The sequence below is a fragment of the Rhodanobacter sp. UC4443_H10 genome, from assembly GCF_052978325.1.
In genome coordinates this window covers 2895289-2922273 of sequence record NZ_CM129668.1, presented here as the reverse complement: position 1 = coordinate 2922273, position 26985 = coordinate 2895289, and the positions used below count along the sequence as shown (strand labels likewise).

Sequence of the window (26985 nt, the reverse complement as noted above, 5' to 3'; positions counted from 1 at the left end):
CCTTCATCGTGAATCCCCCGGTGCCCTTGTCCCGCGCCCGTCCGTTGTGGTTGCGCGATGCCCGTTGGGAGCTGGTCGTGTTCGGCGCGTTCGCCTTGCTGGTGCTCGGTGCCGGGCTGGGGTTGCGCGATCCGTGGCCTTCGGACGAACCGCGCTTCGCGCTGGTCGCGCAATGGATGGTCGAGCACGGCCAGTGGCTGTTCCCGCACCGCGGCCACGAGCTGTACCCGGACAAGCCGCCGGTGTTCATGTGGCTGCAGGCGCTCAGTTACTACCTCACCGGCCACTGGCGCATCGCCTTCCTGCTGCCCTCGCTGCTCGCCGCGCTGGGCGCGCTGGCACTGGTCTACGACCTGGCTCGGCGGCTGTGGGGTCACCGCAGCGCGCTGCTGGCCGCGGCCACGCTGCTGGTCACGATCCACTTCACCTACCAGATGCGCAACGCGCAGATCGACCCGCTGCTGCTGGGCTGGATGACGCTGGCCAACTACGGCCTGCTGCGCCATCTGCTGCTGGGGCCGTGCTGGCGCTGGTTCGCCGTGGGCTGTTTCTTCGCCGGCGTGGGCGTGGCGACCAAGGGCGTGGGCGTGCTGGCCCTGCTGATGCTGGTGCCGTACCTGGTCGCGCGCCGCGGCCACTGGCGGCGCCTCGCCCTGCCCGCCGGCGGCTGGCGCTGGGCCGGCGGGCTGGCGCTGTTCTTCGTGGCGATCCTCGGCTGGCTGCTGCCGATGCTGCTGATCGCCCGTGCCGACGGCGACCCGCAGCACGCCGAGTACGTGCAGAACATCCTGTTCGGGCAGACCGTGCACCGCTACGCCACGCCCACCGGCCATATCCATTCGCCGTTCTACTTCCTCGGCATCATCGTGGTCGACTGGCTGCCGCTGTCGCTGCTGCTGCCGTGGGCGCTGCCGGCGTGGTGGCACCGGCTGAAACGACGCGATGCGCGTTTCCTGCTGCCGCTGGGCTGGGCCGTGCTGGTGCTGCTGTTTTTCTCGCTCAGCCCCGGCAAGCGCGACGTCTACATCCTGCCGGCGCTGCCGATGGTGGCGCTGGCGCTGGCGCCGCTGCTGCCCGGCCTGCTGCGCCGGCGCGGCGTGCGCATCGCGGTATTCGCGCTGACCGTGCTGCTGGCCGGCACGCTGGCCGCCGCCTCGGCGCTGGCGATCCATCGCCACCCGGCCTGGGCGCTGAAGATCGAACAGAGCCTGGACCCGCGGATCTGGTGGATGCTGCTGGCCATCGGCGTGGCCGGCCTCGCCATCGCCGCGCTGACGCGGGTGCGCCGCGCGCCGCTGGGATGGCTGCTGTTCGCCGGCGTGCTGTGGAGCGTGTATGGGGTGTGGGGCTATCCGCTACTCAACGGCGACCGCTCGGCGCGCGACGTGATGGTCGAGGCGCGCGCCATCGCCGGCCCGCAGGCCACGATCGGCCTGCTCGCATGGAAGGAGCAGAACCTGCTGATGGCGCAGGGCCCGGTGACCGAGTTCGGCTTCCGCAAACCGTGGCCGCAGCAGTACGCCGAGGCGATCGCCTGGCTCGAGGGCGATCCCGCGCAACGCTGGATCTTCAGCCTGGACGAGGCGATGGGCGCTTGCGTGGATCGCGCGCGCGCGATCCATGTCGGCCACGCCAACCGCCGCGAGTGGTGGATGTTCAGGCACGACGCGGTAATACCCGGGTGCATCCCGCGTACCGCAGGCGACGACGACGAATGAACCGCACCACTTCCTCTCCACGCCGCCCAGCCTGTCTCGCGGCGGTCTTCGCGAGCGTGACGCGCGCATGACCGATACCCACCTCGCGCAGGTGTTCGCGCGCCCCGGGCCGGCGTGGACAGTGTCGATCCTGCTGGCCCTGATGCCGCTGTCGTTCTCGATCGACTGGGGGATCAAGGCGCTGCCGCCGGCGCTGCTGTTCCTGCTTGGACTGGCGCTGATGGCGAGCACCGCCTCGATCCGGCGCAGCTATCGCGCGGCGTGGCCGCCGGTGGCGGTGGCGCTGGCGATGATCGGATTCGTGATCTTCAACGTGCTGCTGCACGACCTGGGCTGGCGACCGCTGGATCGGCCGGCGCACATTCTGCTGTTCCTGGTGGTGGCGGCGTGCTTCAGCCTGCCGTTGCGGATGCGCGTGGTGTGGGCCGGTTTCAGCCTCGGCGCCATCGTGCTGGGCGCGGCCGCCGTGGTGCAGGCCTACGCGCTCGGCATCGACCGTCCGCACGGCCTCAATGGCGGCCCGTCGGCCTCGATCGAACTGGCCACGGTGTTGCTGGGCCTGTCGACGATGGCGCTGGTGCAATTCCTGGCGCGCGGCACGGGGCGCCGGGAACGCTGGCTGCATCTGGTGGCGATGGGCTGCGCCATGTACGGCGCGCTGCTGACCCAGAGCCGCGGCCCGCTGCTGGCATTTGCGCCGGTGTTCCTGCTGCTGGTGCTGCTGCACGCGCGGCGCTGCGGACACTGGCGCTCCAGCCTGCTGCTGATCGGTGCCGTGTCTGTGGTGGCCGGGACCGTCACCTTCGGCATGCGCGGCGAGATGGTGGAGCGGTTCCAGGCGATCGCGCCGGAGGTCACCCGCTTCGACCAGAGCCTGGCCACCCGCGGCGCGGTGATCGAGCGGCTGGAGATGTGGCGCACCGCGGCGCGCGCCTTCGCCGAACACCCGCTGGTGGGCATCGGCGTGGGCCAGTTCGACGCGTATGCGCGCAAGGAGATCGCGGCCGGCCGCAGCCATGCCGCGATCGAACGCTACAACCAGCCGCACAACGAGTATCTGGAAGCGGCCGCCACCGGCGGCGTGCCGGGTCTGCTGGTGCTGCTGGCGGTGTTCCTGGTCCCGCTTTGCCACTTCAGCCGGCGCATGCTGGATGCGGACGACGAGGTGGCGCTGCCGGCTGCCGTCGGCGTCGGCGTGATCGCCTTGTACATGCTGTGCGCGCTCACCGACGCGGTGTTCTACCGGGTGATGACGCAATCGTTCTATTTCTTCACGGTACTGGGGCTGGCGCTGCGGCTCGCCCGGCTGCGCCGCTCCGAACCGCCGCCGGTGTCCGCGGCCTGATCGGCGCGGACGACCTTCTCACGCGGTGGCGGCAGCCGGTGGCGCGGCCACGCGACCCACCCCCACCGGCGGTCGCAATGGCGTCGGTGCAGCGACCGCGCGCAGGTCGACCGGCGCGACGACGAACTCGTCGCGGTATTGCTCGACGCCGCGTTCGCAGCGAACGAGGTTGCGCTGCCGGGTGTCGGCCAGGATGCGGTCGTTGGGGTTGTCCACCAGGTGCTTGCGGGTGGGGTGGTAGAGATGCACCGCCAGCGCGCCCAGGCGCAGGTCGCGGCGCAGCAGGCCGGCGTGGAAGGCGCGCACGGCCAGCTCGGTATCCTCGCGGCCCCAGCCGATCATCGCCTCGTTGAAACCGTTGAGGCGCAGCAGGTCGTCGCGCCAGAAACCCATGTTGCAACTCTTGATGCCGCGCTGGCGCATGCTCGGACGGGCGAACAGGTGGGCCAGCAGCGGGAGGCGCACGGTGTGGCGGCGGCGGTCGATGCCGCGACGGAAGAAATCCGGAAAGGTGGGCCCGCGGCCCAGCATCTCCTTCACCGAACGGGCATCGGTGAGCACGCGCGAACCCTGGGTGAAGCAGCCGCGCCGGGCGAAGCGGCGATGGTCGGCGATGAAGTGCCGCTCGACCACCATGTCGCCGTCGAGCAGGATGACGTAGTCGCCCTGCGCGGCGGCGATCGCGCGGTTGCGCGCGCGGCTCATGCGCGCGCCGTCGTCGGGCTGCCACAGATGCACCAGCCGCACCGGATAGTCACGCGCCAGGCGCCGCAGCAGTTCGCTGGTGGCCGGGCGCGAGCCGTCGTCGGTGACGATCACCTCGTGCGGCAGTTCGGTCTGGCTGGCCAGCGCGCGCAGCACCAGTTCCAGCGCCTCGGGCCAGTTATAGGTGATCACGGCAACACTGATGCGCATGGCATGCCCCCCACAGCGGTACATGAAGACTGCATTGGATGCGGCCTCCGGCCGCTGGCGGAAGCGATGTTCCGCTTCCATGTCTCGCGTCGGACGATCCGCGCCGATATCCGGCTTGCGGCGAACCTGACGCTGACTGTGGGCGCCCTGCGCCCCTTACGCCGTCCCACGGCAACCGCTCCAGGAGGCTGCGGCGTCCGGAATCCCTCCAATCGCACGCCAGCCACGGAATTCACTCCGCATTCACAGCATAACGCAGCGGCGGACCACTCGCATGATTCGGCTAGAATCGCCGCCATGCCTGCGTTTCCCCTGACCCTCGCCGTGATCACCCGCAACGAGGCGGCCCACATCGCCCGCTGCCTGGACAGCGTGCCGTTTGCCGCCGAGAAACTGGTCGTCGATTGCGGCAGCGACGACGACACCGTGGCGATCGCGCAGGCGCATGGCGCGCGCGTCGTCCACCAGGACTGGCTGGGTTTCGGGCCGCAGCGCAATTTCGCCGCCGGTCAGTGCGCGCACGACTGGATCCTGGTGCTGGACGCCGACGAATACCTCGGCGGCGACCTCGCCGACGAACTGCAGCGGCGCCTGCCCGCACTGATGGCCGGCCACGCTGCCGCCGCGTACCTGCGCCGCAGCACGGTCTACATGGGCGCGCCGATGCGCTGGTACCGGCCAGCGACGGGCGAGCGCATGGCCCGCCTGTACCACCGCGGCCGTGCGCGCTGGAGCGATGCGCGCGTGCACGAATCGCTGCAGTTCGACGGCCCCGCGCCCACCCTGCGCGGCAGCTTCCTGCACACCAACAACCCGACCCTGGTGCACAAGCAGCTCAAGGTGCTGCAGTACGCCGAACTGAAATGCCGCGACTGGCTGGACAAGGGCAAGCCGGCGCGGATGTGGCAGGCGCCGTTCGTCTACGCGCTGGCTTTCCTCAAGGATTACCTGTTCCGGCTGGCCTGCCTGGATGGCTGGCGCGGCTTCGTGATCGCGCAGACCGCCGCCAGCTACGCACTGTACAAGCGCATGCGCTACTACGAGATGACGCGCAACCCGGCATCCGTCGAACAGGCCGCCAGCGCGCTGCGCGCGCAGGGCGCGAGCATCGAATGAACAGTCCCAGACGCTATCTGATGTACGGCTCCGAGCGCTACGCGCTGGCCATCCTGCGCCCGCTGCAGGAGGCGGTGCGCGCCCGCGGCGGCGAGGCGGCGTGGTTTTTCGACGGCCCCGGCGCCGAGGATCTGGTCGAGGGCGAGCGCCTGCTCGACGTGGCCGGCGTGCGCGCATGGAAGCCCGACGCCGTGCTGACCCCGGGCAATCACCTGCCGCATTTCTTCACCGGCGTGAAGGTCGAGGTGTTCCACGGTTTCGATGCGGGCAAGCCGCGCCACATCTACATCCGCGGTTTCTTCGATCTCTACTGCACCACCGGTCCACGCGATACCGCACAGTTCCAGGCGCTGGCGGACCGGCTCGGCCACTTCACGGTGACCGAGACCGGCTGGCCCAAGCTCGACCCGTTCATGCGCGAGATCGCCGGCCCGTTGCCGCCGGTGCGCCGGCCGCCGGTGATCCTCTACCACTCCACCTTTTCGCCGTCGTGGAGTGCCGCCGAGACGCTGTACGAGGAAGTGAAGCGGTTGTCGCGCGACGGTCGCTGGCACTGGATCGTCACCTTCCATCCGAAGATGAACCCGGAGACCACGGCGAAGTTCAAGGCGCTGCAGAACGAGTACCTCACCTTCGCCGAGAACGACAACATCCTGGAGCTGTTCCCGCAAGTCGACATGATGTGCTCGGATACCTCCTCGGCGCTCAACGAGTTCCTGCTCACCGGCAAGCCGGTGGTGACATTCAAGAACCGGCGCCCCGGGCCGCAGTTGCTCGACATCGACGACGCGAAGGACTTCGAGCCGGCGATCGAACGCGCGCTGGCGCGGCCGCCGGAACTGATGCAGGCGATCGCCGACTACGGCAACGCCATCCATCCGCGCCGCGACGGCCGCTCCAGCGAGCGCGTGCTCGACGCGATCGATGCCTTCCTCGCCCGCGGCGGTCGCAACCGCCGGCGCAAGCCGCTCAACCTGTGGCGCAAGCTGAAACTGCGTCGCCGCATCGGCTACTGGGGTCCGGCCTAGCGATGCCCTGATCCGGTCGCAGGCTAGAATCCTTCTCTCCCACCGCGAGTGCACCCCGTGCCGCCCAGCTCCTTCAGCCGTTCCGAACACCTGCGCGCGGTCTGGCCGTGGCTGCCGCTGTGGATGCTGGTGGCGCTGCTGGCGATCTTCGCGCACGGCCCGATGCCGCTGTATTCCACCCGCACGCTGGCGGTGGCCTGGGACATGTTCAGCCATGGCCAGTGGCTGGTGCCGCACATCAACGGCGCGCCGTACAGCGAGAAGGCGCCGCTGCTGTTCTGGCTGATCGAGGCCGGCTGGTTCGTGTTCGGCGTCAGCGACGTGTGGCCGCGCGTGCTGGAGGTGCTGTTCGGCGGCGCGCAGCTGGTGCTGGTGTCGCTGCTGGCGCGGCGGCTGTTCCCGCACCGGCCGTGGATGGCCAAGGCCGCGCCGTGGATGTTGCTGGCGTTCGGCTACGCGTTCCTGTTCGCCTTGCAGATCATGTACGACGTGCTGCTGGCGGTCTGGGTGCTGGCCGCGCTGCTGTGCCTGACGCCGAAGCCGCGGCGGGTCGAACCGCGCTGGCTGCTGTTCGGCGTCTGCGTGGGGCTGGGGTTGCTGACCAAGGGCCCGGTGATGCTGCTGCACGTCGCCTTCCCGTGGCTGCTCGGGCCGCTGTGGAACGAATGGGCGCGCGAGCATCGCGCGCGCTGGTACGGCTCCGGCGTGCTGTCGCTGTTGCTCGGCGGCGCGATGCTGCTGGCATGGGCGTTGCCGGCCGGCCTGGTCGGGGGGGACGCCTATCGCGAACGGCTGTTCTTCACCCAGACCGCCGGGCGCGTGGTCGACAAGCTGTCCGAAGGCAAGGATCTGCAGAACCACGCCGAACCGTTCTGGTTCTACTTGCTGTGGTTGCCGGTGTTGCTGTTCCCGTTCAGCGGCTGGCCGCGCGCGTGGGTGGCCGTGGCCGGGCTGCGCCGGCCGCTGGAATCGGGCCTGCGCTTCGTGCTGTGCTGGCTGGTTCCCGCATTCGTGGTGTTCTCGCTGATCAGCGGCAAGCAGCTGTATTACCCGCTGCCGGAGCTGGCCGGCGTGGCTCTGCTGATGGCCGGTGCGATCGCCGTGCTGCGCGAGCGCCGCGCCGCGCTGGCCAACCATTACGCGCTCGGCACCTGGCCGCTGGGCGTGGGGGGGATCGTCTTCGCGCTGCTGCTGTTCGCGCTGCCCATGCTGGTGGAGCACGCCGTCGTGCAGGGCGACTGGGCGCACACGGTCGCGCCGTACAGCCGCTACTTCAGCGTGATCTTCCTGCTGCTCGGCAGCCTGCTGCTGATGCGCGGCCGCGGCGAGCTGCGCCGGCTGGCGGTGGCCGGGCTGATCGGCGTGTTCGCGCTGAATGCGCTGTTCACGCTGACCCTGTGGCCGCGCTGGGACCTGCGCCCGTCGGCCGAACTGCTGGGCCGCGCCGAGCAGGCCGGCCACCCGCTGGCCTTCATGGGCAGCTACGCCGGCGAGTTCCACTTCGCCGGCCGGCTGACCCGGCCGATCACCGAGCTGTACGGCGACCAGGCGCTGGCCGATTACGCACGCGCGCATCCCGATGCGCTGGTGGTCGACCGGCCGGACCACCTGACCCCGGCCGACCTGCGCTACGCCTTGCTGGCGCAGCCGTTCCGCTCGTCGTGGGTGGTGATCTGGACGGCCAGTTCGCTGGCCGATCTGCGCGCCGGCCACACGCCGCCGGAACCGGCACAGCCGACCCAGCTCTATCCGGCCGACGAGCGCCGCTACCGCCTGCCTTGAACGCCCTGCTCGACAACCTGCGCCGCCAATGCGACGGCCCGCGCGATGGCGCGCTGCTGCGCTACTCGCTGGGCAGCGCCCTGCTTGATGCGGGCGACGCCGCCGGTGCGGTGGCAGCACTCGAACGTGCGCTGGAGTTCGACCCGACCTATTCGGCCGCGTGGAAGCTGTTGGGCAAGGCCCGGCTCGCCAGCGGCGAGCCCGCCTCGGCGGCCGACGCCTGGCGTCGCGGCATCGCCGCCGCCGGCGCACGCGGCGACAAGCAGGCCGAAAAGGAGATGACCGTGTTCCTGCGCCGGCTGGAGAAATCGCCCGCGCCGGGCGACGCGGCTCAGTCCTGACGCCTCTCGTCGTCGTACGGACTGACCAGGCCCACCGCCGACCAGCGCTTGTACTGCCACTGGTACTGCGCGAACGCTTGTTCGACGCAATCCTGCACGCCGCGATTGAGCGCCGTGCAGGCGACCTGCGGGTCGGCATCGGCGATGCCGGGCGGCGCCTCGCGCAGGTGGATCCGGTAGCCCGCGCCGGCGGGCAAGCGTTCGGCGAAGGCGAACAGCACCGTGGCGCCGGTGCGTGCGGCCAGCCGCGGCAGCAGCACCATGGTCAGGGCATCGCGGCCGAAGAACGGGGCCAGCCGCCCCTCGCCCGCGCGCGGCTTCTGGTCAGGCAGGATGCCCACCGCGCCGCCGGCAGCCACCCGCTTGTACAAGGCGCGCACGCCGGCGCCGTCGGCGCGGATCTGCTCGGGTGCCAGCGCCCCGCGCACCTTGCGCAGCAGGCCCTCGATGGCGGCGATGCGCGGCGGCCGGTACAGGATCGCCATCGGCGTCTTGCGGCACAGCCAGTAGTTCAGCAACTCCCAGCAGCCCAGGTGCGGCGCGGCAATGATCACGCCCCTGCCCGCCGCCAGCGCGGCATCGAGCAGCGCCTCACCGCGCACCTCGCGCACCAGATCCAGCGCGCGTTCGGCGCCACCGCCCCACACCTTGACGATCTCGGTGATCGACTTGCCGCTCTCGCCCATCACCTCGCGCAGCAGCTCGCGCTGGCGCACCGCGTCCGGCAACGGCCGCGCGATCCGCAGGTTCACCGCGGTGTGATGGGCCGTGCGCCCCCCGCGCCACAGCACCAGCCGCCCCAGCCCCGCCCCGATGCCATGCAGCGCCCGCAACGGCAACAGTGCCAGCAGGCGCAACAGCAGATAGATCACGTAGATGTCGAAACGCATGAGCGAAAGTGTAGCTGGGCCGGAAATGGGGAATCGGGAATGGGAATAGTCAGGCGCGCACCGGATGGGCTCGCCCGACTGCGTGGCATCAGCCGCCGGGCGCTATGCTTTTCCCATTCCCGATTCCCCAATCCCGGCCACCCCATGATCTCCCTCATCCAGCGCGTGACCTCCGCCAGCGTGCAGGTCGAGGACGAGACCGTCGGCGCGATCGACGCCGGCCTGCTCGCGCTGGTCGCGGTGCAGCCGGAGGATGGCGAGGCGCAGGCCCGGCGCATGCTGGAACGGTTGCTCGGCTACCGCGTGTTCGCCGACGATGCCGGCCGCATGAACCGCTCGCTGCGCGACACCGGCGGCGGCCTGCTGCTGGTCAGCCAGTTCACCCTGGCCGCCGACACCCACTCGGGGATGCGCCCCAGCTTCACCCGCGCCGCCGCGCCCGAGCATGCGCGCCACTGGTTCGACTACCTGCTGGGACTGGCGCGGGTTGCCCATCCGAGGGTGGAAACCGGACGCTTCGGTGCCCATATGGTGGTCCAGCTGGTCAACGACGGCCCGGTCACCTTCTGGCTGGACACCGCCTGACCGAGGTGCCGCGCGGCACCCCGCAGACAGCGCCAACACCGCGGTCTGGCTCGAATTTTGCGTGTCGTCCGACGCGGCAGACGACAGAATTTTTCACTTGAAAACTGGTCAGAAAAGCAGCACATCGCTATAATGTCCGGTTCTTGCACCCCTTTGGCGGTCGGTCAATCCATGAACAGCAAAGCTCCCCATGAGCAACAGTCGGAAATCAAGGCACTCATCTCGAAGGGCCTGGAGCAGGGCTATCTGACCTACGCCGAGATCAACGATCACCTCCCCGACGACATCGTCGACCCGGAGCAGATCGAAGACATCATGGCGGTGCTCAAGGGCGTCGGCATCGAAGTCCATGACGCCGCGCCGGATACCGACACCATCTCCGACAGCGCCGCCCCCGGCGGCGGCCCGGGCGATGACGACTCCGCCGCCGAAGAGGCCGTGGCGCTGCTCTCCGCCGTGGACGCCGAAGTGGGCCGCACCACCGACCCGGTGCGCATGTACATGCGCGAGATGGGCACCGTCGAGCTGCTCACCCGCGAGGGCGAGATCGCCATCGCCAAGCGCATCGAGGAAGGCCTGGGCCAGGTGCAGACCGCACTGGCCAGTTTCCCGCTGACCATCGAGCTGCTGCTGGAGGAATACGACCAGCACCTGGACGGCAAGCGCCGCCTCAGCGAGATCCTGGCCGGCTTCCTCGACCTGGAGGAAGCCGCCGACCTCGCCCGCAAGGAGAAGGAAGCCGCCGCCGCCGAGGCCGCCGAGCTTGGCCTGGACGAGGAATCCGATGGCGACGACGAGGATTCCGACGACTCCAGCGAAGAGGAAGAAGCCGGCCCCACCGGTCCGGACCCGGAGGAGGTCAAGCGCCGCATGGAACTGCTGCGCGAGTACTACGCCAAGTTCCAGAAGGCCGCGCCGAAAGCCGCCAGCATCACCGACAAGAAGATCGTCAAGCTGCGCGACCAGATGGCCGAGGAGTTCCTCAAGCTCAAGCTGCCCAGCGCCCTGATCGACGGCTTCGTGCGCAAGCTGCGCGAGGTGGTGGGCGACATCCGCCACCACGAGCGCGTGCTGCTGGACATCTTCGTCAAGCAGGTGAAGATGCCCAAGGCCGAGTTCATCAAGGCGTTTCCCAGCAACGAGGGCAACCTCGAGTGGGTCGCCGAGCTCAGCCGCAAGCGGCAGAAGTGGTCGCCGAACATCAAGACCTACCGCGAGGCGATCGACGCCGAGCAGGAGAAGCTGGCCGCGATCGAGCGCAAGCTGTTCCTGCCGCTGATCGACATCAAGGACATCAACCGCGCCATGGCCAGTGGCGAGGCCAAGGCCCGTCGCGCCAAGAAGGAAATGGTCGAGGCGAACCTGCGCCTGGTGATCTCGATCGCCAAGAAGTACACCAACCGCGGCCTGCAGTTCCTCGACCTGATCCAGGAAGGCAACATCGGCCTGATGAAGGCGGTGGACAAGTTCGAATACCGCCGCGGCTACAAGTTCTCGACCTACGCCACCTGGTGGATCCGCCAGGCGATCACCCGCTCGATCGCCGACCAGGCGCGCACCATCCGCATCCCGGTGCACATGATCGAGACGATCAACAAGTTGAACCGCATTTCCCGCCAGATGCTGCAGCAGTTCGGCCGCGAGGCCACGCCGGAGGAACTGGCCAAGGAAATGGAGATGCCCGAGGACAAGATCCGCAAGGTGCTGAAGATCGCGAAGGAACCGATCTCGATGGAAACCCCGATCGGCGACGACGAGGATTCCCACCTGGGCGACTTCATCGAGGACGGCAACGCCAGCTCGCCGATTGACTCGGCGACGGAAACCGGCCTGATGGAAACCGTGCGCGACGTGCTCGCCGGGCTCACCCCGCGGGAGGCCAAGGTGCTGCGCATGCGCTTCGGCATCGACATGAACACCGACCACACCCTGGAAGAGGTCGGCAAGCAGTTCGACGTCACCCGCGAGCGGATCCGCCAGATCGAGGCCAAGGCGCTGCGCAAGCTGCGCCACCCGAGCCGCTCCGAACAGCTGCGCTCGTTCCTCGACGTCGAGTAGGCGCACGCCAACGCACCACCGGAACAGCCCCGCCACGTGCGGGGCTTTCTTTTGCCCGGCCGCTCGCGGGCGATTTTCGATGCGGTTGAATCCGAATGGCCACGCCCGCCGTATGCCTGTGACAGGGGGCATGTCCGATCGTCGGGCATGTGGCCCCGGTCGCCAGCGGAAAGTTGCGTATGATGGGTCCGGATCGCTCTGCCACCGAGGTGACGCCCTTTCGGGCGATACGACCCGTGCCTGCCGCCGTGAACCACGCCATGCCTGACGCACGTTACTGGTCGACGCAGATGGCCGCCGTGTCCGCGCAGCGTGACCGCGCGAGTTTCATGCGCATCTTCGATCACTTCGCGCCACGCCTGCAGCGCTACCTGCGCAACCTCGGCGTGCCCGAATCGATCGCCGACGAGCTGGTGCAGGAGGCCTTGCTGACGCTGTGGCGCAAGGCCGCGATGTTCGATCCGGCGCGCGCCAGCCTCGCCACCTGGCTGTATCGCGTGGCGCGCAACCTCTACATCGACCACGTGCGCAGGGAACCGCACTGGTCGCCGATCCAGGAAGGCCTGGACCAGCTCGACCAGCTCGAATCCGGCCGGCTCGACTCGCAACCCGAATCCTCCTTCGACCAGGACCTGTTGAAGCAGGCCATCGATCAACTTCCCCCGGTGCAGGCCAAGCTGGTTCGCATGTGTTACCTCGAAAGCAAAAGCCACAGCGAGATCGCGCGGGAGCTGGACATGCCGCTTGGCTCGGTCAAATCCTCGCTGCGGCGCTCGTTCGCCAAACTGCAGGGCAGCATGAGGGGCGCGCGATGAAGCCGAATCGTCACCTCGACGACGCCACCCTGATCGGCTATTCCGCCGGCGCCCTGTCCGCCGCGCTGGCGGTGGTTGCGGCGGCTCATCTGGAACGCTGCGCGGAGTGCCGCGCGCATCTGCGGGACGCCGACCAGATCGGCGGTGCCCTGCTGCAACAGCAACGCGCAGAAGGCCCGGCGGAGGATGCGCGCATCGCGATCCTGGCCCGGCTCGATGCCGAGCCGGAGACCGGGCAGGCGGCGTTGCCGCCCGAGGCCGTCGATGCCCGCGATCCCGATCGCCTGCCGCGCGCCCTGCACCCGTGGTTCGGCCAGTCCCTGCGCGCGTTGCGCTGGAAGCGCGTGGCGCCGGGCGTGCAGCGCATTCGCGCCGGCGGCATCGCTGGCGGCGACCTGATGCTGCTGCGCATCGCGCCAGGCAGCAAACTGCCTCTGCACAGCCACGGCGGCAGCGAGCTGACGATGATCCTGGACGGCGCCTACGACGACCTGCTCGGTCACTTCGGCCCCGGCGACGTGGCCGACCTGGACGGCGAAACCCTGCACCAGCCGGTGACCTCGCCCGGCGTGCCGTGCATCTGCGTGGCCGCCACCGATGCGCCGCTGAAGTTCTCCGGCTGGCTCGCGCGCACGCTGCAACCGCTGTTCGGCTTCTAGAACCGTGTCCACGCGCGACGCGATGGACACGGCGCTGGTGCTGTTCCGGCGCGACCTGCGCCTCACCGACAACCCGGCGTGGAGCGCGGCCTGTACGCAACACGCACGGGTGCTGCCGGTCTTCATCCATGCCGATGACGACGCCGGCTCCACCGGCGCCGCCAGCCGCTGGTGGCTGCACCATTCGCTGTTGGCGCTGGACCACGACTTGCGCGATGCCGGCGCCGCCCTGCACCTGCGTCGTGGCGAGCCGCTGGGCACCCTGCGCGAGCTGATCGACCGCAGCGGTGCACGCACGGTGTACTGGAACCGCTTGTACGAGCCGGCCACGATCGAGCGTGACACCCGCGTCAAGAGCGCCCTGCAGGCCGACGGCATCGCGGTGCACAGCCACAACGCCGCGTTGTGGTGCGAGCCATGGCAGATCGCCACCCAGCAAGGCCAGCCGTACAAGGTGTTCACGCCGTACTGGCGCAACCTGCGCGCGCAACTGCAGGCGACCGGACCGCTGCCCGCGCCACGCGTGCCGGGCTGGCGCGACTTGTCCGGCAGCCTGCCGCTGGCGGCACTCGAGCTGCTGCCGCGCATCGCCTGGGCCGATGGCCTGGCCACCAGCTGGCAACCGGGCGAAGCCGGCGCGCAGGAGTTGCTGGAGATATTCGCCGACGACGCCATCGGCGACTACGCGCACGCACGCGACCTGCCCGCGCGCCATGGCACCTCGCGGCTGTCGCCGCACCTGCACTTCGGCGAGATTTCGCCGCGGCAAATCCACTTCGAACTCGATCTTCGCGCCCGTGCCGCCGACGCCACACGCCGCCCCGACATCGAGCCGTATCTGCGCGAGCTCGGCTGGCGCGAATTCGCCCATCACCTGCTGTACCACTTTCCCCACACGCCCACCGACAACTTCAATCCGCGCTTCGACGATTTCCCGTGGGCGTCCGCGGATCAGGCCTTGCTGGAACGCTGGCAACGCGGCCGCACCGGCATCCCGCTGGTCGACGCCGGCATGCGCGAGCTGTGGCACACCGGCTGGATGCACAACCGCGTGCGCATGGTCGTGGCCAGCTTCCTGACCAAGAACCTGCGCCAGCACTGGCAGCACGGCGCGCGCTGGTTCCGGGACACCCTGGTCGACGCGGACCTCGCCAACAACACGCTGGGCTGGCAGTGGGTGGCCGGCTGCGGCGCCGACGCGGCGCCCTATTTCCGCGTGTTCAACCCGGTGACGCAGGCGAAGAAGTTCGATCCAGATGGCGTCTATCTGCGGCGCTGGTTGCCGGAGCTGGCGGAGGCGCCGTTGGGGTTGCTGCATGAGCCGTGGAGGGATGCTGGTCTGCTCAGGCGCAGTGGGTATCCGGTGGCGATGGTGGATCTCGGGGAGTCGCGGCAGCTTGCGTTGGATGCCTATGGGGCACTGGCACGCTAAACCCGTTTAGGCGATGGCGTGGTCACCAAGATCAAGAGCGTTTCGTGCCCCTTCGTGGCCCGAGTTACTTATCTCTTGCGTGGCCAAGAGATAAGTAACCAACAGAGAAGGCCACCCCGCTTGGCGCTTGCCGGGCATCCCTGCCCGGCAAGTCCGTGAGCCGGGGCCGGGCTTTTCGACCGGACTCCTGTCCGGACGAAAAGGAGTCGACATCCCTGTCGACTCCCGCTGCGCGGCCTGTCGACCCCGACTCACCGCCGCACAGGGGCCCCGGGTAGAGCAGCGCGCCATCCTGGCTCGCACTCGGTGCGCCACCGCGTCGCGGTGGCAAGAGCTGAAGAGCCAGGAGCATGAAAGCTCCGAACGGGTAGGACATTTCAATTCCGGAATGTGCCAGTGCGGCCATCTGACTTCCATGCACCGCCGCAAGAGCTCCGTTCGCAAAGGTTGCGACCTTGCGCGCAACCGGAAAACTCCGAAGCGCGGAGGTCCCGACCCTTGCGCGCAACCGAAAAACTTCCGGGGGCAAGGCTCCCGAGCTCCGTGTGCAACCGTAAAACCCTTGCGCGCAAGGGTCGGAACCTCGGCCTGGCGAAGTCCGCGGCACCACGCACGAAGGTCTCCGGGTTGCGCGCAACCGTTTTACCGTGGCACGCAACGCTTTTACGGTTGCGCACGGAGGTCGGCAGGTTCGCGGTGCGAGGGTTTTACTGTTACGCACGGATGTTTTCGGTTGCCGGCGAGGGCTTTCCGGTTGCGCACGAGGCTTCTGCCCTCGCGCGCGTGCGCTTCTTGCCCCGAGAGTGGGGGTGGATCTCGCGCGTGTGGCCTCGGCGGGTGCGCGGGTGCAGTTGACACACTTGCATCACAGGCTCGCTACTTCGAGCGCGGCCCTCTGTGCTGTCGGATCGATTTGCCGCGCCCGCTGCGGGCTCCGCCGGTGCGGCACGCGGGTTGAGGGCGGCACTGCTGACCTTACCCACGAACCCATGGCTATCGATCGTCGACTTCCGGCCAGAAACGAACATTGAGCGTCTACTAAAACTTGGCCGCTCCAGACTTACGACTGCTACGGATCGCCACCTTGAACCCGTTCAGCTTCGTCCAGAGTCTCGTTGTAGACAACCATGAATTGATGCGCTATCCGCCGAGATATCGCAACTTCTGCGCCGTGATGGAAATTGGGATGATCTAGCTCGGCCCCATAGCGATCGCGCAACAAACGTGCGATTTCCGCTGGATCGATCAATCGCGCAATATCGTCATAGGACTCCCTACGGAAATCGGCTCGCCTAGGGAGTCCATCCTCCATTCCCCATGCTTCTCCAACATAAATATCGAGGAAAGCATCTACCTCTTCGCCTGTACGTCCGAGATTCTCCCGTAGCCGAGTGGAAGCTCCATTCATCTCAGCCTTCTGCCAAAGCCAATAGAGCTGCCTCGCGTCAGTACCAAACTGACGATACAGTGGTAATTCGTGATCCGCTTTAATCACCCGCTCGACCAGTGCTCCGTCCAGACTGAGCAGAACATCTCTTGTGAGTAGGTGTCGATCTTCAGGATCATCCCTTCCCGGCATCATCCAACGCGTGCATTCCACTGCAAACGGGAGTGGCATCGCTATTTCAACAATCTCCTCAGCGAAACGGTTACGGGCCTCCCCGGCGGGGACATTCCGAAGGAGATGCGCGATCAAGATTGCCATCTGCATGCGCGTGCCGCCGATGGCAAATTGTCCACGCTCTACCGGTGCACTACTACCATTCCGCGCAAGCACCGGTATCAGAGCTTGTGCCTGCGATTCCGTGACCTTTTCCTCTCGCTGTCGCATCTTCTTGACGAAAACCGCCGGAGCCGCTCGCATGAGTCGCAGAAGTGCTTCCTCTCGCGAACTCGTATCCAAATTTGGTGCGGACGCAATGAATTCGTCAATCGCTCGATCGGATATGTCGTTTGGCGGTACCCCATAGGTGAAGTAGCGCCGGAAGTATGCCTGTGAACAAATACGCTTGTCGCGAGCCCATTCGGGCTCCCACTGACCCCCGTACTGCATATTGGCCGTTCTGGGAAACAGATGCCTTAGCAGTCCACGCGTGAGATCTTCCCGCTCTTCTTTCGTCCTGCCAGGCGTCGACACCTCAACAATCTGCCGGATCCGCTCCAGCCGATCTTGTTGGGGTCCTTCCTGCTGATCCAGCCAGAGCGACGGAGTGGCGCGAATCGCACCATGCAGTTTTGGGTAGAAGACGCGCAGGCCTTCAACAAGCATGAAATCCACGATATTAACTTCGCCCTTGACAAGGGGGAGCGAGAACATCAATGCATTCGAGTAGAGACGCGCTTGCCTCGGTGTTTCCAGCTTCGGCTCCAACCCACTCATGAATTGGATAGTAAAAAGATCAACATCCTCTTGTCCCAGCTCGAACGCCGCATGACTTAGCGCCTTGTCGACACCCTCATAGGCCATCTGCCGCAATGCCATGGTGTCTGCTGGCGGCAAATGCAGGGGAACCTGAATGATCTTTTCGAGGAAAGCTCTGCCTGCTGCATAACCACCGTCGCCATAGCGCTCGCCCAAGGCAGCTGCCACTACCTCCTCGTCGAATGCCAACAGGTACGTCGTATATTCAAAGCCAGCCGAAAGTTTGACCAACTTGAAGATGGCGTGGGTCTCGGCCCGGTCCAGACGGTCGATATCGTCGATGAGTACGACAACCTTCTTTCCCGAGTCGGATAGCCCCTTTTCAATTCGACCCTTGAGTTCGTCGAGCGTCGTCGTCGAGAGCGCCTCGCCAATGCCCTGCGCTGCCTTGCCAGGGGCCAGAGTAATGAGACCTCCCGCGAACGACGTTGATGCAATCGAGAGAAGGCTTCCATACTTCTTGACTGCCTCGCCGACCTTCTCCCCAGCGGTCTCTAAGCTCTTACCCAATGCAGAAGCCAGCGTTGCGAAGAATCCTCGGACCAACTGTTCTTCTGACGCGAAATGCCACGGATTGAATCGGACCACTACGATGTTCGCCTCTGCCCTGAGGCGTTCCTCAATCATGTAGAGAACGGACGTCTTACCGTCTCCCCATGGGCCAGAAAGACCAAGCACGAGGCTGGAGGGCTCCTGTCGAGTAGCGATGGTCTCGGCAATGCGTACTGCGAACGCTGCGCGCGCAAATCGGTCATTGGCCGCCGAGCGAATCGGCTGGTCAGTGGAATAGGAACTTTCTACGGGAGCATCGATTAGCAGGGCAGCAACAGCCTCTGGCGTCACTGCGTTGGTCGCATTCCCTTTGATCCAAGAAAAAAACTTCATCCAATCTGTCTCCCTTTAGCCTTCCCGGCTTCTACCTCGTTAACGCGGCTAGTTCTCAGTTTCGTGGCGATAGTTGATTATGTCTGCTTCGGGTCGGTTTCTGCCTGTCGCACCTTGCGCGGTCGTCGTAGCGCCTGCAAGGGCCATCATGACCCTCGGACGCGGTGCGCTTCTTGAAAATCGGACGCTGACCCCGGCTTCGGGCCTTCCATCACCTGGTGCCAACCACCCGGGTCATGATGACATCGCGCTGCGGGTCGGTTCCCACGGGGAACACATGCTCGCCCGCTTCGGCGAAGCCCCACTTCCTGTAGAAGGCGATGGCGCGGGGATTGTGTTCCCACACGCCGAGCCAGACCTGATCGGCGTGGGAGGCCTTTGCCAGGGCGATGGCTGCGGACATGAGATCCGGCGCCACGCCCTTACCGTGCCACGCTTCGCGGACATACAGGCGCTGGATCTCGGCGGGTCGTTCGGCCTTGATGCAGTCGGGCGGACGGCCCCAGCGAAGCTGGGCGAATCCGACGAGCTGGCCATCGTGCTCACTGACCAGCGTCGTGATTTGCGGATCGGAGATTTCCCGCGCCTGGATGGCCTCGCTGTAATGGGCCGCGCAATGGAGGCGCATGTCTTCGGGCGTGTTGGCCACCTCGAAGGTATGCCGGAAGGTCAGCTCCGCCAGTTCGGCGAGAGGCAGCGCGTCGGAGGGTTCGGCTTGGCGAATGACGGGCAAGGCTGGCTCCAGGGCAACGCCTCGTTGGGTGAGGCTGCTGATCTTGAAGCCTGCGGGCTGCCTGGCATAGAGCCAGTCGGGGGCGTCTGTTCCGTTCGGAACGCGGCCGCGACCGGAGCCCGCCGCGTTCTCGCTGGAACTCAGCCAAGAATCCCCGGATTCAGCTGCCACACGGCGAAGTTCAGCGCCGCAGCGAAGCTGACCCAGCACAGGTACGGCAACAGTAGCGCGCCGGCCAGCGGCCGCTCGCGCCAGAAGCCGATCACGGTGGCGGCGATCAACAGCCACAGCAGCACGATGTCGGCGAACGCCAGCGCGCCGCGGTGCCAGCCGAAGAACAGCCAGCTCCATAGTGCATTGACCGCCAGCTGGAGCACGAACAGTGCGAGCACGCCGCGCTGGCGGCGCCCGCCGCCTTCGCGCCAGACCAGCCATGCGGCGATGGCCATCAGCGCGTACAGCAGCGACCACACCGGGCCGAACACCGCCGAGGGTGGCGCCCAGGTGGGTTGTGCCAGCTGCCGGTAGAAGGCGGCGGCCTGTATCGAGGCGGCCGCGCCGATCGCGGCGGCGGCGAAGCTGAGCAGCAGCCAGCCGAGCAGTCCGATGATCTGTTTCGTGCCTGACATGCGTATCTCCTGCTGGTGTGACCGGATACGTGGACGGCGGCGTTCCGGATCCGCTTCATCGCATGGGCGACGGTGACTCGACGTGAAACCGGCACGCTGCCGGCGCATGCATCCAGCGGGGCGCTTCCTGCGTATCTGTCACTGAACCGTTGACAGGCAGGTTGCCATGGCCCTCCCCGCTCCACCCGTGACTGCACCGCCTGAGCGGGTCGACACCTCGACCATCGGCTTGGCCGATCGTGCCGGCCCGCGGCGTTCGTGGCTGATGCGCAGCGTGCGGCGCTGGTTCGACACCAGTGCCGCGGTGGAGGTGGACGAGGCGCGCGAGGATCGCATCGACTGGCTGCGCGCGGCGCCGTTCGTGGCGATGCACCTGGCCTGCCTGGGCGTGATCTGGGTGGGCGTGTCGCCGGTCGCGCTGATCGTTGCGGCCGCGCTGTATGCGCTGCGCATGTTCGCGCTGACCGGGTTCTATCACCGCTATTTCTCGCATCGCACGTTCCAGACCTCGCGCGCAGTGCAGTTCATGTTTGCGCTGATCGGTGCGTCCTGCGTGCAACGCGGGCCGCTGTGGTGGGCGGCGCATCACCGGCAGCACCACCGGGTTGCGGACACGCCGGCCGATCCGCATTCGCCGCGCGTGCACGGCTTCCTGTGGAGCCATGTCGGCTGGTTCCTGACCCCGCGCAATTTCCGCACGGATCTCACGCGGGTGCCGGATCTGGCGAAGTATCCCGAGCTGCGCTGGCTGGACCGGTTCGACATCGCGGTGCCGCTGCTGCTGGCCATGGCGATGTACGGGCTGGGCGCGTTGCTGCAACACGTGGCGCCGCAGCTGGGCACCAGTGGCGGGCAGATGCTGGTGTGGGGTTTCTTCGTATCCACCATCGTGTTGTTCCACGCCACGGTGACGATCAACTCGCTGGCGCATCGCTTCGGCCGTCGTCGTTACGCGACGAAGGACGACAGCCGCAACAACCTGTGGCTGGCGCTGCTGACGTTCGGCGAAGGCTGGCACAACAACCACCACTTCTTCCCCGGCTCCAGTCGCCAGGGCTTCCGCTGGTGGGAAGTCGACGTGACCTGGTACGGACTGAAGCTGATGGCGATGCTGGGCCTGGTGCGCGGGTTGAAACCGGTGCCGGCGTGGGTGCTGGCCAGGGCGGGGAGCTGAGCGATGCGCATCGCCGTGGTCGGGTCGGGCATCGCGGGGCTGGCGTCGGCGTGGCTGCTGTCGCGCAAGCATGAGGTGACGCTGTTCGAGGCCAATGACTATTTCGGCGGGCACACCCATACGCACGAGGTGGAGCAGGCCGGAAAAAGCTACCGCATCGACAGCGGCTTCATCGTGCACAACCCGGCGCACTATCCGCTGCTGACGCGGATGTTCGCGCAGCTGGGCGTGGCCTCGCAGCCGACCACGATGAGCTTTTCGGTGCACAGCGAGGCCAGCGGGCTGGAGTACAACGCCACCACGCTGGACACGCTGTTCTGCCAGCGCCGCAACCTGCTGTCGCCGCGCTTCCTCGGCATGGTGCGCGACCTCGCCCGCTTTTACCGCGAGGCACCCGCGCTGTTGCTCACGCCCGAGGACACGACCAGCCTCGGCGATTACCTGCTGCAGCATGGTTACGGCGCTGCGTTCCGCGACGAACATCTGATTCCGATGGCCTCGGCACTGTGGTCGTCGCCGCCCACGCAGATCCTGCAGTTTCCCGCGCGTTACCTGGTGCAGTTCATGGCCAACCACCAGATGCTGCAACTGGCCGGACGTCCGCAGTGGCGCGTGGTGAAGGGCGGCTCGTCGACCTACGTGGCGGCGTTGCGCGCGCACTGGCCGGTGCGCGAGCGGCTGCACTGCCCGGTGCATTCGATCCTGCGCCACGCCGGCGGCGTCGAGGTGTGCAGCGCGGCGGGCGTGGAGCATTTCGATCAGCTGGTGCTGGCCTGCCACAGCGACCAGGCGCTGCGCCTGCTGGGCGACGCGAACGAGCGCGAGCATTCGATCCTGGGCGCGATGACCTACCAGGCCAACGACACCGTGCTGCATACCGACGCCAGCGTGCTGCCGCGCCGGCGCAAGGCGTGGGCGGCCTGGAATGCGTGGCTGCCGCGCGATCCCGCCGCGCCGTGCACGGTCAGCTACTGCATGAACCTGCTGCAGGGCATCGCCTCGCCTGAGCCCTTCGTGGTCACCCTGAATCGCAGCGAGGCAATCGACCCGGCCAAGGTCCTGGCGCGCATGCGCTACCACCATCCGGTCTACACCCGCGCCTCGGTGCAGGCGCAGGCGCGCAAGGCCGAAATCCAGGGCTGGCGCCGCACCTGGTTTGCCGGCGCGTATTGGGGCTGGGGTTTCCACGAGGACGGCATGCGCAGCGCGGTCGAGGTGGCTGCGTCGCTCGGCGTGCATTGGCCACCGGACCATGCGCCGGTGGCGACGCCCACTCCGCACCAGGCGGAGTTGATGGCGTGACGACGAAACCGGCCAGCTCGAAGCTGCGATTGGCCAGCGCCGTGTACGAAGGCGTGGTGCGCCACCGTCGGCATGAACCGCACGCACACGCGTTCAGCTATCGCATGGCCCAGCTGTACCTGGACCTGGACGAGGTCGAGCGGATATTCGCCGAGCGCTGGCTGTGGTCGACCACGCATCGCAACCTGGCGCAGTTCCGCCGCAGCGACTACCTGGGACCGGCGACCCTGTCGCTGACCGATGCGGTGCGCCAGCGGGTGGAGCAAGCCACCGGAACGCGGCCGAGCGGTCCGATCCGCCTGCTCACCCACCTGCGTTACGCCGGCATGGTGTTCAACCCGGTCAGCTTCTACTACTGCTTCGCCGAGGATGGCGAAACCCTGCTGGCGGTGCTGGCCGAAATCACCAACACGCCGTGGAAGCAGCGCCACGCCTATGTGCTGCCGGTCGAGGACGCACAGGTGCATGGCCGCGCACTGCACTGGAACTTTGCCAAGACCTTCCACGTGTCGCCCTTCATGCCGATGGACTGCACCTACGACTGGCGCTTCACCGTGCCGGCCGAGGACCTGCGCGTGCACATGAACGTGATGCGCGAAGGCCGGCGCACGTTCGACGCCACGCTGAACCTGCAGCGCCTGCCGCTGACCGGCGCGTCGCTGGCGCGCGTGCTCTGGCGCTATCCGCTGATGACCGCCCAGGTGGTCGGCGCGATCCACTGGCATGCACTGCGGCTGTGGCTGAAGCGCAATCCGGTGCACGACCATCCGGCGCCGCCCGCGCGTCCTGCCGACTGAAACGAACACCCCCGAGGTTTGCCATGAACGATATCGCCAGCACCCGTACCCGCGACGACGCCGCATTCGGCGGGCTCGATCGCTTCCTGCGCCGGCAACTGCTCGAGCGGATGCGCGGCCTGCGCCACGGCCGGTTGGTGCTGAGCGACGCCTGCGGCACGGCCGAGCTGGGTGAACCCGCCAGTGCGCAGCCCACGCTGCAGATCCACCTGCAGGTGCTGGACCCGGGCTTCTACCGCGCAGTGGCGCGCCATGGCAGCGTCGGCGCCGGCGAGTCGTACATGGATGGCCAGTGGCGCTGCGACAACCTGGTCGGCCTGATCCAGCTGCTGGTGCGCAACCGCGACCTGCTCGACGGCATGGAAAGCGGACTGGCCCGACTCGGCGGCATGGCGATGCGGCTGTGGCACGCGCTGCGTCGAAACACCCGCGACGGCAGCCGCCGCAACATCGCCGCGCACTATGACCTGGGCAACGATTTCTTCAGCCTGTTCCTCTCGGCGGACCTGATGTACTCCTCGGCGATCTGGAGCGACCCGGCCGACACGCTGGAAACCGCTTCCGCACGGAAGCTGGAGCGGATCTGCCGCCAGCTCGACCTCCAGCCCGCCGACCGGGTGATCGAGATCGGCACCGGCTGGGGCGGCTTCGCGCTGTACGCGGCGCAGCACTACGGCTGCCATGTCACCACCACCACGATCTCGCGCGAGCAGTATGCGCTGGCCAGCCAGCGCGTCGCCGAAGCCGGCATGGAGGGGCACGTCACCTTGCTGCTGGAGGATTACCGCGACCTCGAAGGCCAGTACGACAAGCTGGTCTCGATCGAGATGGTCGAGGCGATCGGCGCCCCGTATCTGGACGTCTATTTCGGCAAGCTCGGCAGCCTGCTGAAGCCGGAGGGCCTGGCGCTGGTGCAGGCGATCACCATCGAGGACCACCGCTACGCGCACGCGTTGAGGTCGGTCGACTTCATCAAGCGCCACGTGTTTCCCGGCAGCTTCATCCCCTCGATCAGCGCACTGCTCGCGGCCAAGACCCGCGCCAGCGACCTGGGCCTGATCCGACTGGAGGACTTCGGCAGTTCGTACGCGCAGACGCTCAAGGCATGGCGCGAGCGCTTCATGGCCCGCCTGCCGCAAGTGCGCGCGCAGGGCTTCGACGAACGTTTCGTGCGCCTGTGGGAGTTCTACCTGGCGTATTGCGAAGGCGGCTTCCGCGAACGCTCGATCGGCGTGGCGCACCTGTTGATGGCCAAGCCGGGTCATCGCCCTGCCGCATCGTCGCCGGGCCGGCCGGCATGAGTTTCTGGCTCAGCCTGATCGGCTACCAGGCCGTGTGGTTTGTCGCGGTGATCGGCGCAGGTCACGGGCTGGCGTGGCCGGGCGTGCTCGGCATGCTGGTCTACGCGCTGGTGCAGCTGGCCTGCGCCCGCAACCTCCGCGTCGATCTCGCCCTGATGGCCGCCGGGCTGGTGATGGGTTTCCTGCTGGACGGCACGCTCAGTCGCAGCGGGCTGGCCGATTACGCGGCGGGCTGGCCGAACCCGGCGCTGGCACCGGGCTGGATTCTCGCGCTGTGGGTGACCTTCGCGCTGACCTTCAGCCAGTCCCTGCGCTACCTGCAGACGCGGCTGTGGCTGGCGGCGCTGCTGGGGCTGGTCGGCGGTCCGCTGGCCTATCTGGGTGCGGCGCGCGGCTGGCAGGTGGTGACGTTTGCCGAACCGACGTGGCGCGCGCTGCTGGCGCTGGCGCTCGGCTGGGCGCTGGCGACACCGGCGCTGGCGTGGCTGGCGCGCCTCGGCCGCGCCTCGACGCAGCCGCGGCCGGCAACGCGAGGAGCCCGCGCATGAATCCCGGGTGGCAACTTCTGATCGTGTGGCTGCTGGCCGCGCTGATGATGACGCTGGGCTGGCAATGGCAGCGCAGGCGCAGCAATGCGGGCATCGTCGACGTGCTGTGGGCGGCGGGCGTGGGCGGCAGCGCCGTCCTGCTGGCGCTCACCGGCAGCGGTGCGCCGTGGACACGCGCGATGCTGGCATGCCTCGGCGGCGCGTGGGGCCTGCGCTTGTCCCTGCACCTCTGGCGGCGCGTGCGTGGCGAAGCGGAGGACGGTCGCTATCGCAACCTGCGCGCGCACTGGCAGGGCGCGCAGTGGAAGTTCTTCGCCTTCTTCCAGTTCCAGGCCTTCCTGATCGTGTTGTTCGCGCTGCCGTTCGCGGCGGTCGCGCGCAACCCGCAGGCGTCCGCGCCGTGGCTGGCCGCGGCCGTTGCCATCTGGCTGCTGGGCGTGCTGGGCGAATCGCTCGCCGATGCGCAACTGGCGCGCTTCCGCAACGACCCGGCCAACCGTGGCAAGACCTGCCGCGATGGCCTGTGGCGGCATTCGCGCCACCCGAACTACTTCTTCGAATGGCTGCACTGGTTCGCCTACGTCTGCCTGGCGGTCGGTTCGCCGATCGGCTGGCTGGCGTGGTCCGGGCCGGTAGTCATGTACGTGTTCCTGCGCTGGATCAGCGGCGTGCCATACACCGAGGCACAGGCGCTGCGCACGCGCGGCGAGGATTACCGCGACTACCAGCGCACCACGGCGATGCTTATTCCATGGTTCCCCAGGAGGACCCCGCGATGACCACCCCCGCTTCCACCGAACTGGCCAGCGAGCGGCCGGCGCCAGGCCTGCTGGGCATGGCCGAACGCGGCCGCATCCCCGACGCGCTGTTGCGCCAGGGCATCCGCCGACTGTGTGCGCAACGCCTGCGCGAGGAACAGGCCGGCGGCCTGGACGCGCAGGCCGAGCGATATGCGCAGCGCATCGAGATGCTGCGCCACAGCTCGGTGGCGATCCACACCGACGCGGCCAACGCGCAGCACTACGAGCTGCCGCCGGCGTTCTTCGAACTCTGCCTGGGCAAGCGCCTGAAGTATTCGTCCTGCTACTACCCGCGCGGCGACGAGTCGCTGGACCAGGCCGAGGAGGCGATGCTCAAGCTGTACGGCGAACGCGCCCAGCTCGCCGATGGCCAGTCGATACTCGAACTCGGCTGCGGCTGGGGCTCGCTGACCCTGTGGATGGCCGAGCATTTTCCGAGCGCGCGGATCACCGCGGTATCCAACTCCACCCCGCAGCGCCAGCACATCGAGGCGCAGTGCCGCCGACGTGGCCTGTTCAACGTGCAGGTGATCACCTGCGACGTCAACGCGCTGCAACTCGATCCGACGCAGTTCGACCGCTGCGTGTCGATCGAGATGTTCGAGCACATGCGCAACTACGAGACGCTGCTGAACCGCATCGCCGGCTGGCTGAAACCCGGCGGCAAGCTGTTCGTGCACATCTTCGCGCACCGCACGGCGATGTATCCGTTCGAGACCGAGGGCGACGACAACTGGATGGGCCGGCACTTCTTCACCGGCGGGCTGATGCCGGCGTCGGACACCTTGCTGTGGTTCCAGTGCGCGCTGCACATCGAGCAGCGCTGGCATGTCGACGGCACGCACTACCAGCGCACCGCCAACCACTGGCTGGCCAACCAGGATGCGCACCACGACGAGGTGATGAAGGTACTGGCGCAAGCCTACGGCAGCAAGGCCGCACCGCTGTGGTTCCAGCGCTGGCGCATGTTCTGGATGTCCTGCGCCGAGCTGTTCGGCTACGCCGACGGCCAGCAGTGGCTGGTCGCGCACTACCGCTTCGTGCGCCCCGCGGTCGACACCCGCCCCTCGATCGCCGCGGAGACGCCATGAGAATCCTGACGACCTTTTTGCTGGCCTGCCTCATGCTGTTCAACGTCAACACTTTCGCCAGGGAGCTGCCGCCGATCACGCCGGTGGCCCACGTCGACCTGCCCCGCTTCATGGGCGACTGGTACGTGATCGCCACCATCCCCACCCGCTTCGAGAAGAACGCGTACAACGCGGTCGAGGTCTACACGCTGAGGCCCGATGGCAACGTCGCCACCTCGTTCCACTTCCGCAACGGCAGCTTCGACGGCGAACGCAAGGAGATCCACTCCACCGGCTTCGTCAAGCCCGGCACCGGCAACGCGGTGTGGGGCGTGCAGGTGTTCTGGCCGCTGAAGGCGCAGTACATCGTGGCCTGGCTGAAGGACGACTACAGCCAGGTCATCGTGGCCCGCGATGCGCGCGACTACATGTGGGTGATGGCGCGCACGCCGACCATCGCGCAGGCCGACTACGACGCACTGCTGGCGCGGGTGCAGGCGCTGGGCTACCCGATGGACAAGGTGCGCAAGGTGCCCCAGCAAGCCAGACAATGACCGGACAACCCGCCGCGCCTGCCAGGAGGCCCCGCCGACGCGGGGCTTCTTCGTTCCGGCGAAGGTCCGGTCTCGTGGGCGCGCCG

General features: G+C 67.6%; 24 protein-coding genes. 19 read left to right on the top strand and 5 right to left on the bottom strand.

The genetic code is table 11. The annotated features are described in order from the left end of the window. Positions 1–8: 8 nt before the first annotated feature. Positions 9–1718 (top strand): ArnT family glycosyltransferase, encoded by a 1710-nt coding sequence (locus tag ACVCMB_RS13255; protein ID WP_447105354.1) that lies wholly within the window; start codon positions 9–11, stop codon positions 1716–1718. 67 nt (positions 1719–1785) lie between these two features. Beyond that, positions 1786–3063 carry an O-antigen ligase family protein gene (locus ACVCMB_RS13250; protein ID WP_447105353.1) on the top strand — a complete coding sequence of 426 codons (1278 nt, stop codon included), beginning with the start codon at positions 1786–1788 and terminating at the stop codon, positions 3061–3063. An 18-nt stretch (positions 3064–3081) separates the two neighbouring features. Here ACVCMB_RS13250 and ACVCMB_RS13245 read toward each other — a convergent pair whose 3' ends face one another. Beyond that, the gene (locus tag ACVCMB_RS13245; RefSeq protein ID WP_447105352.1) at positions 3082–3978 is read right to left on the bottom strand and encodes a glycosyltransferase family 2 protein; all 897 of its coding nucleotides are present in this window, start codon (positions 3976–3978) and stop codon (positions 3082–3084) included. A gap of 297 nt (positions 3979–4275) precedes the next feature. Between ACVCMB_RS13245 and ACVCMB_RS13240 the strand changes: the two genes are divergently transcribed. The 4 genes from ACVCMB_RS13240 to ACVCMB_RS13225 are packed head-to-tail and all read left to right on the top strand — an operon-like array spanning position 4276 to position 8245. Next, complete coding sequence (locus ACVCMB_RS13240; RefSeq protein WP_447097537.1) at positions 4276–5094, top strand: glycosyltransferase family 2 protein; 819 nt, start codon at positions 4276–4278, stop codon at positions 5092–5094. Continuing rightward, positions 5091–6122 (top strand): CDP-glycerol glycerophosphotransferase family protein, encoded by a 1032-nt coding sequence (locus tag ACVCMB_RS13235; protein ID WP_447097538.1) that lies wholly within the window; start codon positions 5091–5093, stop codon positions 6120–6122. Before ACVCMB_RS13240 ends, ACVCMB_RS13235 begins: the two co-directional genes overlap by 4 nt. Before the next feature lie 57 nt (positions 6123–6179). Continuing rightward, a complete protein-coding gene (locus ACVCMB_RS13230) occupies positions 6180–7904 on the top strand; it encodes an ArnT family glycosyltransferase (RefSeq protein WP_447105351.1) in 1725 nt (574 codons plus the stop codon). After that, positions 7901–8245, top strand: a complete 345-nt coding sequence (locus tag ACVCMB_RS13225; RefSeq protein ID WP_395120982.1) for a tetratricopeptide repeat protein — start codon at positions 7901–7903, stop codon at positions 8243–8245. Before ACVCMB_RS13230 ends, ACVCMB_RS13225 begins: the two co-directional genes overlap by 4 nt. On the opposite strand, the gene ACVCMB_RS13220 is transcribed toward ACVCMB_RS13225, so the two are convergent. Beyond that, positions 8236–9135, bottom strand: a complete 900-nt coding sequence (locus ACVCMB_RS13220; protein ID WP_447105350.1) for an LpxL/LpxP family acyltransferase — start codon at positions 9133–9135, stop codon at positions 8236–8238. The two genes, ACVCMB_RS13225 and ACVCMB_RS13220, sit on opposite strands and share 10 nt — an antisense overlap. Positions 9136–9279: 144 nt before the next feature. Between ACVCMB_RS13220 and dtd the strand changes: the two genes are divergently transcribed. The 5 genes from dtd (at position 9280) to ACVCMB_RS13195 (ending at position 14684) form a co-directional block, all read left to right on the top strand. After that, entirely contained in the window at positions 9280–9720 is a 441-nt protein-coding gene (gene dtd / locus ACVCMB_RS13215) for a D-aminoacyl-tRNA deacylase (RefSeq protein ID WP_447105349.1), read from the top strand. 171 nt (positions 9721–9891) lie between these two features. Continuing rightward, complete coding sequence (rpoD, locus tag ACVCMB_RS13210; RefSeq protein WP_447101165.1) at positions 9892–11778, top strand: RNA polymerase sigma factor RpoD; 1887 nt, start codon at positions 9892–9894, stop codon at positions 11776–11778. A gap of 260 nt (positions 11779–12038) precedes the next feature. Beyond that, positions 12039–12593 carry a sigma-70 family RNA polymerase sigma factor gene (locus tag ACVCMB_RS13205; RefSeq protein WP_395120978.1) on the top strand — a complete coding sequence of 185 codons (555 nt, stop codon included), beginning with the start codon at positions 12039–12041 and terminating at the stop codon, positions 12591–12593. Beyond that, complete coding sequence (locus ACVCMB_RS13200) at positions 12590–13252, top strand: ChrR family anti-sigma-E factor (RefSeq protein WP_447105348.1); 663 nt, start codon at positions 12590–12592, stop codon at positions 13250–13252. Before ACVCMB_RS13205 ends, ACVCMB_RS13200 begins: the two co-directional genes overlap by 4 nt. A 22-nt stretch (positions 13253–13274) precedes the next feature. Next, positions 13275–14684 carry a cryptochrome/photolyase family protein gene (locus tag ACVCMB_RS13195; protein WP_447107174.1) on the top strand — a complete coding sequence of 470 codons (1410 nt, stop codon included), beginning with the start codon at positions 13275–13277 and terminating at the stop codon, positions 14682–14684. Between the two features lie 1069 nt (positions 14685–15753). Here the strand turns inward: ACVCMB_RS13195 and ACVCMB_RS13190 are convergent. From ACVCMB_RS13190 to ACVCMB_RS13180, 3 genes are all read right to left on the bottom strand, one after another. After that, on the bottom strand, positions 15754–17991 hold the full coding sequence (locus ACVCMB_RS13190) for a KAP family P-loop NTPase fold protein (protein ID WP_447105347.1): 2238 nt from the start codon (positions 17989–17991) through the stop codon (positions 15754–15756). A gap of 211 nt (positions 17992–18202) precedes the next feature. After that, positions 18203–18724, bottom strand: coding sequence for an N-acetyltransferase family protein (locus ACVCMB_RS13185; protein ID WP_447105346.1), 522 nt, complete (start codon positions 18722–18724; stop codon positions 18203–18205). Positions 18725–18864: 140 nt separating this feature from the next. Continuing rightward, complete coding sequence (locus tag ACVCMB_RS13180; protein WP_447105345.1) at positions 18865–19353, bottom strand: TspO/MBR family protein; 489 nt, start codon at positions 19351–19353, stop codon at positions 18865–18867. 166 nt (positions 19354–19519) lie between these two features. Between ACVCMB_RS13180 and ACVCMB_RS13175 the strand changes: the two genes are divergently transcribed. Genes ACVCMB_RS13175 through ACVCMB_RS13140 form a run of 8 tightly spaced genes read left to right on the top strand, consistent with a single transcriptional unit; the run spans position 19520 to position 26899 of the window. Beyond that, positions 19520–20527, top strand: a complete 1008-nt coding sequence (locus ACVCMB_RS13175) for an acyl-CoA desaturase (protein ID WP_447105344.1) — start codon at positions 19520–19522, stop codon at positions 20525–20527. Between the two features lie 3 nt (positions 20528–20530). Further along, positions 20531–21829 carry an NAD(P)/FAD-dependent oxidoreductase gene (locus ACVCMB_RS13170; protein ID WP_447105343.1) on the top strand — a complete coding sequence of 433 codons (1299 nt, stop codon included), beginning with the start codon at positions 20531–20533 and terminating at the stop codon, positions 21827–21829. After that, positions 21826–22626: a DUF1365 domain-containing protein gene (locus ACVCMB_RS13165; protein WP_447101169.1), complete on the top strand. Its 801-nt coding sequence runs from the start codon at positions 21826–21828 to the stop codon at positions 22624–22626. Before ACVCMB_RS13170 ends, ACVCMB_RS13165 begins: the two co-directional genes overlap by 4 nt. A 23-nt stretch (positions 22627–22649) precedes the next feature. Further along, positions 22650–23927 (top strand): class I SAM-dependent methyltransferase, encoded by a 1278-nt coding sequence (locus ACVCMB_RS13160; RefSeq protein WP_447105342.1) that lies wholly within the window; start codon positions 22650–22652, stop codon positions 23925–23927. Next, positions 23924–24475, top strand: a complete 552-nt coding sequence (locus tag ACVCMB_RS13155) for a DUF2878 domain-containing protein (protein WP_447105341.1) — start codon at positions 23924–23926, stop codon at positions 24473–24475. Before ACVCMB_RS13160 ends, ACVCMB_RS13155 begins: the two co-directional genes overlap by 4 nt. Beyond that, entirely contained in the window at positions 24472–25254 is a 783-nt protein-coding gene (locus ACVCMB_RS13150) for a DUF1295 domain-containing protein (protein WP_447105340.1), read from the top strand. The genes ACVCMB_RS13155 and ACVCMB_RS13150 overlap by 4 nt, the downstream gene beginning before the upstream one ends. After that, entirely contained in the window at positions 25251–26366 is a 1116-nt protein-coding gene (locus ACVCMB_RS13145) for an SAM-dependent methyltransferase (protein ID WP_447105339.1), read from the top strand. Before ACVCMB_RS13150 ends, ACVCMB_RS13145 begins: the two co-directional genes overlap by 4 nt. Continuing rightward, entirely contained in the window at positions 26363–26899 is a 537-nt protein-coding gene (locus ACVCMB_RS13140; RefSeq protein ID WP_395120968.1) for a lipocalin family protein, read from the top strand. Before ACVCMB_RS13145 ends, ACVCMB_RS13140 begins: the two co-directional genes overlap by 4 nt. The last annotated feature ends 86 nt before the right edge of the window (positions 26900–26985 follow it).